The following is a 16,442-nucleotide window of genomic DNA, read 5'->3' on the forward strand; positions in this document are numbered from 1 at the left end:
ACAAAGAAGCATAACAAATAACCTCGCATGAATATTGCCAGTCTATTCTATGATACCATAAGCTTCCTTTTTAATCGTCGTTTTCAGGGCAATTTTACAAATGTGAATTTCTGCATATTGCTAGTTACAGCAAAAAAAACGCCAACCACGTTGGCGTTTTCTCTGTTAGCCTGCACTCTTATGTAGGCTGAATCTACCTTGTCAACTACTCGCTTTAGACGAATCGTTCAACTTCGCCTGACTTTGGACATGGGTTTTCAAAAATGGAATAACGGTGTCCCAGAAGGTGGGATCTTCCTCAGAACAACTGTGTCCTCCGCTGTTGACCCATAGATGTTCAACAGGCGGATCGGCTTTGGACATAAAATATTCAAGCTCACTCGGGGGAATGAAATTATCTCCCTTGGAGTGCACCATAAGCATCGGCAGTTGCATCCCCCTGCGCCGTTCATTCAGCATCATCACCGGATCACGCTGACGATAAGATTTCAGAGATTCACCCAGTCGCCAGAACCAGATTCTCGGAATTAACTGGGCCAGTGGAAACAAGGGCAGACGTCGGCGTCTCAGCTCTGAACTGACGATTACTTCAAATTGCGATGGCATCGAGTCCGTAATCACTGCTGATACAGGAATTCCCTCCGTCACTGCAAGAATCGTACCCAGTCCACCCAAAGAATGTCCAAGCACTCCGATGGCATCCGCATCAATCTCTGGTCGTGCAGTCGTATACTGCAATGCCGCGAGCAGATCATCCCGGAACAGGTAGGCAGATGCAGCACGAACCGGATCACTGGCCCCATGACTACGCACATCATACATAAATAAGGCATATCCAGCTTCCCAGATCGGACGTGCGTAACGAAGAACACGGGAGCGATTGGAGCCCCAGCCATGTGCAATAATAACGAGCGGCCATGGTTTCGGAATGTCGGCTCTGGCCGGGATGAACCATCCATGCACCCGACCTCCCCCACTGTCAAAGGTCACATCCTCAAATGGCATTGGGGGTGTGAGTGTGATTGGAATCTTCTTGGGGGTTTGGCTCTTTACCGCTGCCTTCCATAATCCACCTGCCGTTACTGCGGCAACGGCGAGCATGCCGCCTATCATTGTTTTAGCTTTCACAGGGCATCTCTCCTCTCCGAATTCTGGCATACATCCATCATAAAACAATAGAATGAACGGCACGTTAAGCGACATGGGTTTTTATGATAAAGATTAATCCAACAACTAATTTAAAGGAACCATCATATATATACCCAAATATACATATTCCTCATCTGATGCTGGAATCCTAGGCTTCAGCTGCTTCCACAAATCTCCGTGCACATGCTGCAATCTGCTCATGATCTCCTGCCACAAGAGCTTCTCGTGGTAAAAGTGCACTTCCCAGACCCACTGCAGCAGCGCCTGCTGCGTAATAATCAGCAATATTCTCCAGTGTGGCACCACCTGTTGCCAGCAGTGGAATATGATTCAGTGGCGCTTTGATCTCCCGCAGATACGGTATACCCAGACTCGCCATCGGAAACAACTTCACAACTCGTGCTCCCGCTTCATGGGCAGCGACAATCTCCGTAGGTGTCATGGCTCCAGGCCAGATCTCGACACCATGTTCTACAGCATATTCAATGACAGACAGATCGACATTGGGAGATACCAGAAATTGTGCTCCTGCAGCGACGGCTTCCTTCGCCATCTGCACATTCAGTACCGTACCCGCTCCAACATAAGCCTTTCCTTCATGCCGCTCACGCCAGTCTGCAATAATATCATGTGCTCCAGGTGTGTTCAGTGTGACTTCCATTAGTCGGATGCCGCCACCTGTCATACCTTGTCCAGCTGTTACTGCCGCTTCGCGGCTTATACCGCGCACAATCGCAACTAGCCTTGACTCCAATAGTACTTCCGTCAAATTCATATCCAGTTCCCCTTGCTTCATCAATTCGGCAGCCGAAGACAGGCAATCATGGTCACCGCTTTTCCGTTATTCATTATTGTAAGGCATATCCTCTCCTGGATGAAATCATTTGATCCAATATTCACTTCTTGCTTTTAAAAAGACATTGAATTCAACTTGGTTTTGTAGTCAACCTGAAGGAAACAAGGGCAATTGCCAACGCCAACAGCAGGACCATACCACCAATCCACCCCAAATTTTGAACGGAATTGTATTTCACAACTACACCTCCCAATCCGGCACCGAAAGTCATACCTATGTTCATTACTGCCGTATTGTAACTCAGGACTGTTTCAGAAGACTGTGGTCTCAATGTTATCAAATAGAACTGATTCGCGGGCGTTGTTATCCAGGCAGCTGTGCCCCAAATCATGATGGTCAGAAGAATACCTATTGTGGAACCTGCTGTGATTGGCAAAATAAAGAGGGCACCAGCATGAATAATCAAACTGATTGGAATCGTGCGAACAGGTCCCCATCGATCTACCGCATAGCCACCAAGACGGGAACCTATGAATGCAAATACACCCAATACAAGTAGCGCCGTACTAATCATTTCTATTGAAAAATCGGCTACAGAACTTAAAAGTGGAGCGATATAAGCAAATACCATGGTGTAACCCAGAATCCAGAAAACAGTCGTTAATAATCCGGTGATAACCTTTTTATCTTTGATAATCAATAATTGTTGCTTCAGGGAGAGAGACGGGTTACCCTCCATTCGAGGAATAAATCTGTACAACAGCATGAAATTAATAAATGCGATAATTGCAATCATGATATAAACGTAGTGCCAATCCATGTAGGCAGCAATGAAGGTACCAATCGGCACTCCTAATACCAATGAAACGGTGAATCCTGTGATGACAGTTGCAATGGCACTACCCTGTTTGCCAGAAGGAGCTAGTCTTGCAGCATAGTTCGTGGCTAGGACAAAATATAGACCACCACTCATGGCCAATACGATGCGTGAGAACATAAGCATGCCAAAGTTCAAACTGAAGAATGCAATGATATTTCCCAAGATAAAAATAAGCATGGAATACAGAAGTACTTTTTTACGTTGTAACTTGGAAGTCAGCATGACCAGAGCCCAGGCTCCCAATGCATGAGATAGTGCATATACGGTGACCAATTGTCCCGCTAATGAGATCGAAACCTGTAAATCGCGGGCAATGATATCTAAAACACCAGATACGACAAATTCGGCTGTTCCCACAACAAAGGCTCCTAAAGCCAATAAATAGATAATAAATGAATTCATTTCAGTCTCCTTTATTCAAAAGAATAGTGTGTGAAATCTTCTGGATATATTCGTTTTTTGAAATTTATAATAGATATAAAAGACAAATTATATCTATTATAAATACAAAAAAAATACTTAATGCATCATTGATATTTTACCGGCAATTGAAGATAATTTTCGATTTTTAAGCACTTCTTCCATCTGTCCTTCGGCAGTGATCATGGTTTCTTGAATTAAGCATCCCTGTTTATGATGACAGCAATCAAACAGAGAGGTTGTACCCTCAATGGCCTGGATGATGTCCAAAAACGTAAGATCCTCCCACTTCTCCTGAAGTGTATACCCGCCATGGGCACCAGATGAAGAATGAATCATCCCCTCTTTCGTCAATTTGGTTAAAATCTTGGACAGATATGTGGGTGAAACATTCTGCCACTTTGAAAGTTGCTGCACACCCACAGGTTTATCTGAATCGGATGCCGCAAGAAAAAGCATCGTGTGCAGGGCGTAATTGGTAGCTTTGGAATACTTCATCATCTCATTCCTCCCTAATAAAAGACTTAATATATCTACAATAACTCCTTTAATACAATTACGTCAATAACCCCCTCTCATAAAAGTGGCACATTGCGTCCACTCTTTCATCAGAGGAGGCTCTTGTTACAAACAACTGTTCCAGCAATATCTATACCTACAGTTCCAATCTATATGCATGCTTTAGGCATTTTCCAATACGTTATCCTTCTCCAAATCTTTAAAGTATCGATCGTTATATAACATGCTTGGATGTGTTGGATGATAGGCGAGTGCGATATCATTATGTTCCCGGGCCTTGGCACGGTTACCCATCCGGTCATAACACACACATAGTTGCAGATGCGGCATCCAGGTCCAAGCTGCTTCATTCAGCACTACCATAGGGTCATCAGGACGTACAGCACGAGTCGCCTGTTCGTACCAGAACAGGGCCTTGCGATAATCTTCACGGTCGGCAAAATAACCACCCAATCGACAGCAAATCTCGGCTCTTGGCAAATCATAGGCAAATGATCGGAACAACGCCGTGACTTCCTGTTCCGGATGTTCAAGTGCAGCTTCACAATCCGCAATTTTCTGGCAAGCAGCGATCTGATCTTCCACCCAGCCCAGTCCGGTATCCAGAAACTTCTCATAGTACTTCACCGCATCCTCATGCTGTCCATGGTCCTTCAGTTCATTACCGAAATAGTACAAGTCACGCGGCCCAAATTCCTCTCCGGCCTGTTCCCTTTTACGATAGATCCGCAGATTCCGATCGGTATACTCCTTATCTTTCTTGTGGGTAACCGCTATATCACTATGCAGCAGATTGCCCGCTACAGCCAGATATTCATGCACCGCGCCAATCCAGCGAAATTGCCGATCCCGACGCACCAGACGATTCCGGCGCAGGCTGTAGGCTACCTTGCCATCTGCTGTGAATGACAGATTGTAATCCATCGTCACACTATCAACATCCGGGTCCAGCGAACGTTTCAAGGCGATCAATTTCGCCCGATCTTCCGGTTCGAACACATCGTCTGCATCCAGCCACAGAATATATTCACTCTTTGCCTGATCGAAGGCATAGTTGCGTGCTGCTGCAAAGTCATCCACCCATTCAAAATCAACGATACGATCCGTATATCTGGAAGCGATCTGACGGGTACGATCCGTTGATCCGGTATCCACGATTACAATCTCATCGGCGATACCGTTGACCGAGTCCAGACATCTCGCAAGGGAAGCTTCTTCATTTTTCACAATCATACACAGGGTAATACTGATCGTCTCCTCCCCTCGTCTCGCCCTGCGGTTAAAGGCGGAAACCCCCGGAAGTTCGGACAATCGATAGATGTGGTATGCGGGGAGATGAGTATCAACGAACAAACGAAAACCCAGTGCTTGAGCACGGATGCAGAAATGACGATCTTCGCCCCAGAAGGATACATTGGGAATCTGGTCATATGAGACTCCTGCTGCCAGAACATTTTTGCGAATAAGAGTACATGCCCCTAGCCCTCCAACTTCATAACAACCCGGGATCCGCAGTTGAGTTAGAAAAGCAGTCGTTTGCGTGCCCTCGTCCTCCGTCTCGGTTCCGTCTACTGTTTTGCCACCGCGGCGATACAAGGCATACTCATCTTGCAGCCATACCTGCGGCATTTCCCTGGCATCCGGCTGCCAGCGGGTCCAAAAAATATTGGATACAATGTCTTTGCCACTCGATACAAGTTGCTCCAGCGTCCGCGGATGCAGCACCAAGTCAGAATCAATCAGGAACACCGCATCGTAGTGATTGTCGCGTGCATATTGCAATATGCGATTTTTCAAACCGGCTACACGCCAAATCTGCTCATCCTGCCAATAGTGTCCTCCCTCATCCTTGCTGTACACCCCTTTGTTGTCAGGACTACCGCTACCATGTTCATCTGCTTGAATAACCGTCCCTTCATGCTGAAGCACAAATTCATGCAATATATTCGATGCGGCTTCTTCCACGTTATCGTCAACAAACAGATAATCCGTCTTCACTGTTGTTCGTTCCAGTGCATGCAGAGAATCCAGAAATTCACGGAGCACCGGAGTTGTCTGGCGAATCGGGCTGGCGATCAGTATTCTTTCTTGCTCAAACGCTTCATGCTCTTCCGATTGGCGGGTTTCCAGCGAATTATCAGAACGTCTGGACGGTCGATGATTACTCTGGCTCTCATGTTGCTCCTCTTTTTGATGTTCTTTCTCATTCTCTTTTTCTTGTGAATTCAGCTCTATTTGAGGTTGGGATTCTTCTTGCGATTTGCGTAACAGTTCTTTCTTCAACGTGCTCACTCCCCCTCTCCTTATTCGAACCATGCCAACAGTCGTGGCTCTTGATCCAATATCGATTCGTACTGTTCCTTCCAACCGTATCTTGCTTCAGGGTCCAGTGCTTGATAGCGTTCATATTTGCGGATACGGTCTTCTTCCCGCGCCCAACCATAGTGCTTCACCCGGGGAGCATGACATCCATAGGACCAATGCTGGATCGTTAACGGAAAACGACCACAATGCTGGGGTGTCTCCTTCCATTCATAGTTCATCCCCGGGTGATAACGAATCAGAAATGGCCGATAATAGGCATGCGCCTGCCAGAACTCATCTTCCCGGTAATGCGTCTCACTCCACATATCAAACAATCTGAAATAGATCGCATCTTCTTTGCCACTGAGCAGCAGATCCCGTACCAACCCAAAGTCACTGGTTAGAATCTCATCCGCATCCAGATTCAAAATCCACTCCGGATCGGTTGCCACCGTCTCTTCCCATTGTTGTTTTCTCAGGCTTACCTCGTCTGCAAAACGTGAAGCTACGTTCTCCACTAATATGAGTGGAATACCGTCCAGAAGTTCCCTGCACAGTGCGACCGTTCCATCCGTGCTTCCGTCATCAATGATTACTGCGCGATCAATCCAGGGACGATGTCTCTCCAGTGCCTGCCTGAGATAACGATTTTCTTCATTACGAACGATCATCGACAAGGTAATATGTGGTCTTCCATGTTCCTCATGTCCATCCAAAGCTTCACCCCCATGCTCAAGCTTCTACCTATTTAAAATGTCGGACACACGATGCCTGGACGAATCACAATCCTCTATTTCCAATCTATGCAGAGCCGGAATACGGATATGCAGGCCAAAGAAACCTTTCATGGGGTTAATCTTGATGAACGACAAAAAAAGCACCCTCCTTCGCGGATGCTTTTAAATGTCATCACAAGATTAATGTAGTGAAATAAATGAATTAACGGTATTCAGCCAAACGATCATTGAGACTACGTGTCTGTCCATAGACTTCCTGATACAGTGCGAACAGTCCATCATAGACAGCAACCGTTTCCGGGTTCGGCTCATAGGACTTCGCTGGACGAATAAACGCTGTTGCACATTCTTGCAAAGACGGGAACCAGCCACAGCCATAGGCAGCCAGCATCGCTGCACCCATCGCTGGACCCTGTTCGCTCTCCAGCTTCACAATCGTGGCGTTAAAGACATCAGCCTGCATTTGCAACCAAGCTTCGTTCTTGGCGCCGCCACCAATGGAGATGACTTCATTGACGGTTTTGCCTGCACCACGCAGAATATCAATGGACTCGCGTAGCGAGAAGGTAATACCCTCCATCACCGCACGTCCAAAGTGCTCCAGCTTGTGCCCTGCATCCATACCGATGAAACTGCCACGGATATTCGCATCCGGATGAGGTGTACGCTCCCCAACGATATATGGTGTGAACAACAATCCGTTGCTGCCCGCCGGAATCTGATCGATGCCCTGCAAGAGCACATCAAACGATTTATCCGCTGCAAACGTATCCTTGAACCAGGACAGGCTATATCCTGCGGCAAGCGTTACACCCATAATATAGAAGGCATCTTTCTCTCCGTGGTTAAAAAAGTGTACTTTGCCTTCGAAGTCGAGATCTTTACGCTCTTCGTAGGAAAGCACAACCCCGGACGTTCCGATGCTGCACATCGTCTGTCCTTCACTCAGAATGCCTGCGCCAATGGCACCACACGCATTATCCGCACCACCTGCGTATACTTTTGTTGCAGCCGCTAGACCCGTTTGATCCGCAATCTCAGGCAGCAACGTGCCCACTTCCTCAAATGATTCCACAAGACGTGGACAAAGAGAGATTGGCAGTTCGAAAGCTTCTGCAATCTCGTCGCTCCACTGTTTGCCTGCAACGTCCAGCAACAAAGTTCCCGCTGCATCAGAATAATCCATAGCGTAATCCCCGGTCAGGCGATAACGCACATAGTCTTTAGGCAACAGGAACAAGGATGCTTGCTGTAACAATTCAGGCTCGTTCTCCTGAACCCACAGAATTTTTGGCAAGGTAAACCCTTCCAGTGCACGGTTCCGGGCAATACTTAACAGCTTGCCATCCAGCACTTTTTCGATGCGACGGCACTGAGCCGTTGTGCGTGTATCGTTCCACAGGATTGCGTTACGCAGCGGTTTACCTTCTGCATCCACCAAGACCAGTCCATGCATCTGGCCCGAGAAGCTCAATCCTTCGATTTCCGAAGGCTGCACGCCAGATACTTCAAGCAATTTACGCAAGGAAACAATGGTCTGCTCTACCCAATCTTCGGGATTTTGTTCACTGTATCCAGCCTTGGGCTGGTACAACGGGTATGCCTCGGATGCTTCAAATGCCACTTTTCCTTCGCGATTGACCAACACGGTTTTGACCGCGCTGGTTCCAAGATCGACGCCAATTACGTAACTCATAGGTTAACTCCTCTCGTTTATCACAGGTTATATCCACGAAAGATCCAAGTACGCATGAAAGTCACTCCGTGATCAGAAAACCCTTGGATCGCCGTTACCCCCAGATTTCCTTTATACCCCTTAGCAAGGGTGAAATCCGGGGATAAATGCGACCGCTTTGCTTCCTCGGGTCCTTTCTGCTCACTCCGTTTTGCATGCATGATACTGGACACACATGGATATGAAACGAGTAAAACGTACTCGTTCTTATAGCAGAAAGATTGATCCAATGACCTTGATTCGTCATTGAGTATAAATGAAACCCTTATGCTCATATGGTCACTTCGTGATCAGAAAACCCTTGGATCGCCGTTACCCCCGGATTTCCTTTAATCCCTTTGACAAGGGACAAATCCGGGGATAAGCCTATGCTTCCGAAGCCAGCTTTCTTTCAGAAAGCTCTTAGCGAACGCTCCGCTTCCTCGGGTTCTTTCTGCTCACTCCGTTTTGCATGCACCATCTTAAAGATACATTTATATCAAAAATCTTAAAAACCATGTTATTTGTTTAACCAAAAAACCGCCCCCGTCTTCCCAAGGGAAAGTCGGGGACGGTCCGAATGTCATGCTTGTTCAGGCGTTCCATGGTACAAGCTAATCTTGTGCATAGGCAAGCTTGGATACTAATGTCCAACACATATAAGTTGAGTAACCATCGGTGGTCGACGTGCACCAACCCTGCCTAATGCGCTATTAGTCAGCCAAGATGTACTGGTTGAGTTGTGCTCTCAGCAATTCCTGACGTCCGGATTGGTTTTTGCGTGGGCTTTCGTTGTTGAGTGCATACTCAGCAAGGGAAGCCAGTGTTGCTTTACCTGCAACTACATCTGCACCGATACCTTCGCTGAAGCTGCTGTAACGTTTTTCGATGAAGTCATCGAATACGCGATCTTCAATCAACTTCGCTGCTACTTTCAGACCTTTTGCATACGTGTCCATACCTGCGATGTGTGCCAAGAACAGATCATCAGCTTCGAAGGAACCACGACGTACTTTCGCGTCAAAGTTCACACCACCACGGCCGATACCGCCGTTTTTCAATACTTCATACATTGTCAATGTAGCATCGTACATATCAACCGGGAACTCGTCCGTATCCCAACCGATCAACATGTCGCCTTGGTTCGCATCGAGGGAACCGAGCATACCATTTGTACGAGCAACGCGGATTTCGTGATCAAATGTATGACCAGCCAGTGTAGCGTGGTTTGCTTCCAGGTTGAGTTTGAAGTGTTTGTCCAAACCGTATTTTTGCAAGAAAGCAATGGAAGTTGCTGCATCATAATCATATTGGTGTTTCGTTGGCTCTTTTGGTTTAGGCTCGATCAGGAATTGTGCATCAAAGCCAATTTCCTTCGCGTAGTCTACAGCCATGTGGAACATGCGAGCAATGTTGTCTTGCTCCAGTTGCATGTCTGTATTCAGCAATGTGTCGTAACCTTCACGACCGCCCCAGAATACATAGTTTTCAGCGCCCAGACGTTTACCAACTTCCAGACCTTTTTTGATCTGTGCTGCAGCGTGAGCGTACACGTCTGCGTTGCAAGTAGAAGCCGCACCAAACATGAAGCGTGGGTTCGAGAACATGTTCGCCGTGTTCCAGAGCAGTTTTTTGCCGCTGGATTTCATATGATCTTCAATCAGATCAACAATCGTATCAATGTTGCTGTAGAACTCACGCAGGTTGTTGCCTTCTGGTGCAATGTCCACATCGTGGAAACAGAAGAACGGGAGATTCATTTTTTCCAAAAATTCAAATGCCGCTTCCACGCGTACTTTCGCGAGGTCCAGACCCGAGTATTTATCCCACGAACGAACAGCTGTCTCCGCACCAAACGGGTCACTGCCGCCTGCAGTTAATGTATGCCAGTAAGCCATGCCAAAACGGAAATGTTCTTCCATCGATTTGCCGGCTACCACTTCTTCCGGATTATAATGTTTAAAAGCAAAAGGATTCTTGGAATCTTTACCTTCAAATGCAATTTTATTAACGGATTCAAAATAGGCCATGTGTAAAATGCCTCCTCAATAGTTTTAAGAAATCGTTTACACCGTTATCCTATCACATCGAATTTACTTTGTCTATTGGTTAAACAAAGTAAAATAAAATTGTTTTTTACATGGTTGTTTACGCTATAATAGTCGAATAACTTGTTTCGGATGTGGGTCAGAACCCTTTTATCAGAAGAATAGGAGTGCCTTAACCATATGAAAATTACCGGAGACCAGATGCTGGTCAAAAAAATAAACAAGTCGATCGTTCTGGATACGATCCGGCGCCATGCCCCTCTTTCTCGCGCACGAGTGTCCGAGGTTACGGGGCTGAACAAAGCAACGGTATCCAACCTGGTTGCTGATCTGATCAGTGATGACCTGGTGCAGGAGATTGGCCCTGGTGAATCCAGCGGCGGACGTAAACCACTCATGCTGCTGTTCCGAGGGACATCAGGCTATGCAGTCGGTCTGGAACTCAGTGTGACCCATTTGAAAGGCGTGCTTACAGATCTGGAAGGACACATCATTACAGAGTACGCAGTGACCTTGGAACATCATGACGTGTCCTCTGTACTGGAGCAATTGAAATTGGCAGCAAAGCAGCTCATTGAAGCAGCTCCTCCTTCCCCTCACGGTGTCATTGGTATTGGTATCGGCGTGCCCGGCATGGTGGATGAGGCAGGAACGGTCCTGTTTGCACCCAACCTGGGGTGGGAGAAGGTAACTCTGCGCTCGATGCTTGAAGAAGAATTTCAACTGCCTGTAACGATCGATAATGAAGCCAATGCCGGTGCCCATGGAGAGCTGAATTTTGGGGCAGGTATCGGTGTCCGTCACATGATCTACATCAGTGCAGGCATGGGGATTGGTTCAGGCATCATGGTAGATGGTGAATTATACAAAGGCGCGTGGGGCTACGCAGGAGAAACAGGCCATATGTCCATTGAAGCGGAAGGTCTGCCCTGCTCCTGTGGTAATCGTGGTTGCTGGGAGTTGTACGCATCGGAAAAAGCCTACGAACACCCGGATCATCAGCTAAAATTACCTGCTCATACCACACGCGAACTTATTCATTATGCGGAGCAAGGCCACGAGGCTGTTCAAGAATTATACAACACGATTGGGCGAAAACTGGGGATTGGCATTACCAATATCGTTAACAGTTTCAACCCGGAACGTATTATCATTGGCGGTCCGCTCTCTGAAGCAGGTCCATGGATTGAAACAGCGTTAAAACAAGTTGTCGAGGAACGTACATTACCTTATCACCGCCGCAGTTTGCAGATTGAATGGGCAGCTCTGGGTAGCCGTTCCACCCGCGTTGGTGCCGCTTACTCTGCGATATCCCAGTTTTTAGGTAAAATTAGGGTGTCTGTCTAATAACAGATGAAAATTGACATCATTTCGCCCCATTTCCTCCCTTTTTGTTAAAGAAATCCAGATGTATAATGGGGTTATGTGATTTTTGTCATGGCTGTGTGAATCAAGCTGTGTTAATTCCGATAACGAAACGGAGTGAAAAAAAGCGTGACCTACGTGGATACTTCAGATATCTCGGCGCAAATGTTTGTCACCGTCCTCCTGTTCCTGATTGTGCTTGCGCCCCTGTTCAGCCTTGGCATACTCCGATTGTTCCAGAGCAAAAAGAAGGCTGGTTTCATGTACATGCTGTCAGGATTGCTGGTGTATGTTGTATTTCAGACTTTCATGAGTATTTTTTTCTAGATGTAATTATTTGTTTTCATGCAAAATCCCCTTTCGCAGTAATTCATGGGTACACGTTATCATGTACTCTGAATTACAGACGCAAGGGGATTTTTCTGCATATTTTTGCCCATTCTTAACATCGATGCTGAATTATGGACAACTCGAACTTTCTTTAAATCGTTCTTCAATCATATAAACGATATTCTGGATTGAGTACCTATATATTTAATACGTTTACGTTGTTTTGAGATCTGACCTCTGCAGAAGATAAGCAATGGAGTTTTTTGACTTACTCTTTAATCCTAGTTAACGGAACAAAAGTAGTCAAACAAGTATGTTTTTTTTACTTTTTCAATGTAAAATGATTGTTGGTTGGAAATTAATATTGGATTTACCACTAGATTAGAGAGGAGCTTTAATATGCTTAAAAAGACATCTGGTTTCCTGTTTGATTTTATACTTTGTTCTATTCTTTATTTTATTGGTATAACCCTACTATGGGGTATAGAACTGCAAGTTTATCCTATGATGAGTGTTAATCCAGAAGATTATATTTTGATATTCTTTGTAATTAATTCTTTGATAACTTTTCTTATTCATTCTAGATTTTATAATTTTGGAAATTGGTATACCTCACGAAAACTAATGATCAAATCCCGAACTAATAAAAAAGTAATGTCAGTTATTATTATAATGGCCTTAATTCCAGTTGTTTTAACTAGTATGTGAGAATGGATATCTCGTATACTCGCCTGTTCCCAGAAGCGAAAATGCTCCTCCTGATCTATAATCATGCTGCTTGTTCACCTCAATTATGCTCTGCGACTCAAGAAAATGATATCGCACTTCTGTACATCGGACAATTGCGAATGATGTTTGTGACCAGATACCAATTCATCCGAGCCACTCATAGAAAACGCACAAAAAACCGTACCCTTCCGGGTACGGTTCTTTCTATATCCTAACGGCTCGCGAAAACCGGAATTGCATATGAATCGAAAATTTCTTTCAACACATGATGATTCAGATAATCAGCCTGATTTAAGCGTCCAATGCTTTGGCAAATTGGGTTTTGTTCATACCCAGAATGCGGTGTTCACCAATGACAGTCAATGGCACGGCACGTACACCCATGTCCCATACTTGTTGTGCAAATTCATCGCTAGTTTCGATGTTGCGCTCTTCATAAGAGATACCTTTGTCAGCCAGGAACGTTTTTACGGATTTGCAGTTCGGGCAGTTCGTTGATGTATATACAATTACGTTTTCCATGTTTAATTCACCTCATATGGTTTTATATTAATCTATAGTTTGGTTGGAATCAGCTCATTCTATTACAGAACAACTGCGCTGTGCTCCAAGCTCTCAATGTATTTCTCTGTGTCCATGGCAGCCATACATCCGCTACCTGCAGCTGTAATCGCTTGTTTGTAACGTGTATCCTGAACGTCACCACATGCAAATACGCCTGGGATGTTTGTCTCGGATGTACCTGGTGTAGTCAGGATATATCCATGTTCGTCCGTAGTGATCTGTCCGCCAAGGAAACCAGTGTTTGGTGTGTGACCGATCGCTACGAATACGCCACTTGCCGGAATCACTTCTTCTTCACCTGTTTCGTTGTTTAACACTTTCAGTCCGGTTACGCCGTTGTCGCCAGCAAGTACTTCGAGTGGTGTACGGTTCAAAGCCATTTCTACTTTTTCGTTGCTCCGTGCACGATCCTGCATGATTTTGGAGCCACGCAGTTCTTCACGACGGTGTACCAACGTTACTTTGGAACCGAAACGGGACAGGAAGCTTGCTTCCTCAAGAGCAGAGTCGCCACCGCCGATAACGATGATTTCTTTGTTACGGAAGAAGAATCCATCACATGTTGCACATGTGCTGACACCGCGGCCTACATTCGTTTCTTCGCCAGGGATACCCAGGTATTTAGCAGTTGCGCCTGTGGACAGGATCAATGTTTCCGATACGAGTTCACCCATACCTTCAACTTGAATCTTGAATGGACGCTCGCTCATGTCGATGTTGTTAACCCAGCCTGTACGGAATTCAGCACCGAAGCGCTCAGCTTGTTTACGCATGTTATCCATCAGTTCAGGACCCATAATTCCATCAGGGAAACCTGGGAAGTTCTCCACTTCAGTCGTTGTTGTCAGTTGGCCACCAGGTTGTGGTCCTTCAATAACGAGTGGGTTCAAGTTGGCACGTGCCAGATAGATTGCTGCTGTCAGCCCTGCAGGGCCTGTTCCAATAATAATTGATTTATACATGTATAGTTCCTCCCCCGGGTTCTGCAAAAAGGTTAGACCCTCCGGCATCAAAAGCTTAGGCTTTTGCATACACTAGAACGAAAAGCCCACATCATGTCCACAAGACCTGCCTGTGATATGACAATGGCCCTATGCAGAAACGGAATTCTAATTTATAATCATTCTAATCTGTTGTTCATTATGATCTCTTTTATGTACGGTGTCAATGCTCGGCAGCGATTATGAAGAAGTCTTCATCAGGAGGGAAAATGGAAGCATGAACGATGCACTCATTGGCAGTTTTATATCAGCCATGTCTACCGGCCTAGGGGCCGTACCGATTCTATTTATGCGTAAAATATCACACCGTCTGCGTGATATCTTGCTGGCATACGCCGCAGGTATTATGACCTCAGCCTCGGTGTATAATCTCATTCCGGAAGCGCTTGGCCAATCGAATCTCTTTGTACTTGCATTTGGTATTATGCTTGGTAGCCTGGTTCTACTGGTGCTGGAGATGAAGATTCCACACGTCGATCTGGAGAATCCCGAGAAAATGCCTTTTAAAATTGAAACCAAAGCCTTCATGATTATTGCAGCCATCACCATGCATAACCTGCCAGAAGGGTTATCCGTTGGCGTTAGCTATGCAAGCTCGGATGAGAACCTTGGCAATCTCATTGCCTTTTCCATTGGATTGCAAAATGCGCCGGAAGGATTTCTGGTGGCCCTTTTCCTAGTAAACCAGAACATTGGCCGCTTCAAAGCGCTGGGTATTGCCACCCTGACCGGAGCGGTAGAGATTATTACAGCTATGATTGGTTACACCTTAAGCAGTCTCGTAGCTGGTCTTGTGCCTTATGGTCTGGCCTTTGCAGCCGGTGCGATGATGTTCATTGTTTATAAGGAACTTATTCCCGAAAGTCACGGCGATGGCAATGCACGTGTGGCGACGATGTCCTTTTTACTCGGGCTCATCACGATGATTGGTCTGACCGAACTGTTTTAATTGAAGACTAAAGAACCCGAGCGAACAGTCCAAGACTGTCGACCGGGTTCTTTGTTTAGCCACAAATGAAGATTCCATGAAATTACTGGGATCGTCTGTCAGAGGTATTCTGCCCTCTCCTGATCAGGATTGGATGAAACGAATCAATTCCGAATTGAATTTTTCCAATTCATCATAGAATGCACCATGACCACTCTCTTCAAAAGCAATCAGCTGAGACGAAGCGATGCCTTGGTGCATCTGCTCGGCGAACTCAAACGGACAGATCTCATCTTTTTTCCCGTGCAAAATGGCTGTTGGCACTTGAATGGAACTCAGGTCACCTCGCAAGTCCTCATCCCGCAACGCAATTGCACTGCGAATGGTACCATAAGATGAAGCTTCCATGCCGAGGGCGTGGAACCAATCCATGAATGGCTGGCTGTGTTTCTTCGCGAAGAACATGCCGCCAAACGTCTCCAACAACTTCGGACGATCTGCAAAGATCGGCTCAATGATCTGCTCGTTCAGCTGCTCTGGAGTCAATCCATACGGATAACCTTCACGCTGTGTGAACACAGGTGCTGCCGCAGATAACAAGGCCAGCTTGGAGACGCCATGTCCCTTATGGCGAGCCATGTAATGTACTGCGATCGCTCCACCCATAGAGAATCCTGCGAGTACCGCGTCTTTCAGCTCCAGATCATCAATAACGGCACGAACATCGTCTGCCATGCGATCATAATCATATCCTGTGGACGGCTTATCCGATAAGCCATATCCTCTAAAATCTATCGCAATGGCACGAATGCCATGGTTCGGCAGTACGTTCAATTGATATTCAAACATTTTATAATTAACAGGCCAGCCGTGCAAAAAGACAACCGGGGTTCCTTCGCCAATATCTTCAACATATACTTTTACATTTGGTTCCACTTGTACATAACGTCCCATATTT

General features: G+C 46.0%; 14 protein-coding genes and 1 pseudogene. 3 read left to right on the plus strand and 12 right to left on the minus strand.

The window, feature by feature from the left end; genetic code table 11:
- Positions 1-201: 201 nt before the first annotated feature.
- The 9 genes and pseudogenes from AC1DE7_RS18230 to xylA form a co-directional block, all read right to left on the minus strand.
- Positions 202-1,128 (minus strand): alpha/beta hydrolase, encoded by a 927-nt coding sequence (locus tag AC1DE7_RS18230; RefSeq protein WP_477534925.1) that lies wholly within the window; start codon positions 1,126-1,128, stop codon positions 202-204.
- Positions 1,129-1,297: 169 nt separating this feature from the next.
- Positions 1,298-1,924, minus strand: coding sequence for a bifunctional 4-hydroxy-2-oxoglutarate aldolase/2-dehydro-3-deoxy-phosphogluconate aldolase (locus AC1DE7_RS18235; protein ID WP_047841586.1), 627 nt, complete (start codon positions 1,922-1,924; stop codon positions 1,298-1,300).
- A gap of 151 nt (positions 1,925-2,075) precedes the next feature.
- The gene (locus AC1DE7_RS18240; RefSeq protein WP_036606945.1) at positions 2,076-3,227 is read right to left on the minus strand and encodes an MFS transporter; all 1,152 of its coding nucleotides are present in this window, start codon (positions 3,225-3,227) and stop codon (positions 2,076-2,078) included.
- 117 nt (positions 3,228-3,344) lie between these two features.
- Positions 3,345-3,743 (minus strand): Rrf2 family transcriptional regulator, encoded by a 399-nt coding sequence (locus tag AC1DE7_RS18245; RefSeq protein WP_076319720.1) that lies wholly within the window; start codon positions 3,741-3,743, stop codon positions 3,345-3,347.
- Positions 3,744-3,926: 183 nt separating this feature from the next.
- Positions 3,927-4,997 (minus strand): glycosyltransferase, encoded by a 1,071-nt coding sequence (locus tag AC1DE7_RS18250; protein ID WP_200869389.1) that lies wholly within the window; start codon positions 4,995-4,997, stop codon positions 3,927-3,929.
- Between the two features lie 420 nt (positions 4,998-5,417).
- A pseudogene (locus tag AC1DE7_RS18255) lies at positions 5,418-6,080 on the minus strand (glycosyltransferase); the annotation flags it as partial.
- Positions 6,068-6,784 carry a glycosyltransferase family 2 protein gene (locus AC1DE7_RS18260; protein ID WP_477534926.1) on the minus strand — a complete coding sequence of 239 codons (717 nt, stop codon included), beginning with the start codon at positions 6,782-6,784 and terminating at the stop codon, positions 6,068-6,070. The gene AC1DE7_RS18260 and the pseudogene AC1DE7_RS18255, both read right to left, overlap by 13 nt.
- Before the next feature lie 223 nt (positions 6,785-7,007).
- Positions 7,008-8,501 (minus strand): xylulokinase, encoded by a 1,494-nt coding sequence (xylB, locus tag AC1DE7_RS18265; protein ID WP_076253582.1) that lies wholly within the window; start codon positions 8,499-8,501, stop codon positions 7,008-7,010.
- 731 nt (positions 8,502-9,232) lie between these two features.
- Positions 9,233-10,549 carry a xylose isomerase gene (gene xylA / locus AC1DE7_RS18270; RefSeq protein ID WP_036606941.1) on the minus strand — a complete coding sequence of 439 codons (1,317 nt, stop codon included), beginning with the start codon at positions 10,547-10,549 and terminating at the stop codon, positions 9,233-9,235.
- 198 nt (positions 10,550-10,747) lie between these two features.
- On the opposite strand from xylA, the gene AC1DE7_RS18275 reads away from it, so the two are divergent.
- The gene (locus tag AC1DE7_RS18275; protein WP_340984236.1) at positions 10,748-11,914 is read left to right on the plus strand and encodes an ROK family transcriptional regulator; all 1,167 of its coding nucleotides are present in this window, start codon (positions 10,748-10,750) and stop codon (positions 11,912-11,914) included.
- A gap of 147 nt (positions 11,915-12,061) precedes the next feature.
- Positions 12,062-12,259, plus strand: coding sequence for a hypothetical protein (locus AC1DE7_RS18280; RefSeq protein ID WP_017692236.1), 198 nt, complete (start codon positions 12,062-12,064; stop codon positions 12,257-12,259).
- A 1,023-nt stretch (positions 12,260-13,282) separates the two neighbouring features.
- Here the strand turns inward: AC1DE7_RS18280 and AC1DE7_RS18285 are convergent.
- The gene (locus tag AC1DE7_RS18285; protein ID WP_036668031.1) at positions 13,283-13,513 is read right to left on the minus strand and encodes a glutaredoxin family protein; all 231 of its coding nucleotides are present in this window, start codon (positions 13,511-13,513) and stop codon (positions 13,283-13,285) included.
- Between the two features lie 62 nt (positions 13,514-13,575).
- Positions 13,576-14,517, minus strand: coding sequence for a thioredoxin-disulfide reductase (gene trxB, locus AC1DE7_RS18290; RefSeq protein WP_047841589.1), 942 nt, complete (start codon positions 14,515-14,517; stop codon positions 13,576-13,578).
- Positions 14,518-14,773: 256 nt separating this feature from the next.
- Here trxB and AC1DE7_RS18295 point away from each other — a divergent pair, with 256 nt between their 5' ends.
- Positions 14,774-15,505, plus strand: coding sequence for a ZIP family metal transporter (locus AC1DE7_RS18295; RefSeq protein WP_036606933.1), 732 nt, complete (start codon positions 14,774-14,776; stop codon positions 15,503-15,505).
- Positions 15,506-15,628: 123 nt separating this feature from the next.
- On the opposite strand, the gene AC1DE7_RS18300 is transcribed toward AC1DE7_RS18295, so the two are convergent.
- A complete protein-coding gene (locus AC1DE7_RS18300) occupies positions 15,629-16,438 on the minus strand; it encodes an alpha/beta fold hydrolase (protein ID WP_127546588.1) in 810 nt (269 codons plus the stop codon).
- Between the last annotated feature and the right edge of the window lie 4 nt (positions 16,439-16,442).

The organism is Paenibacillus sp. 10L310 (assembly GCF_056395745.1).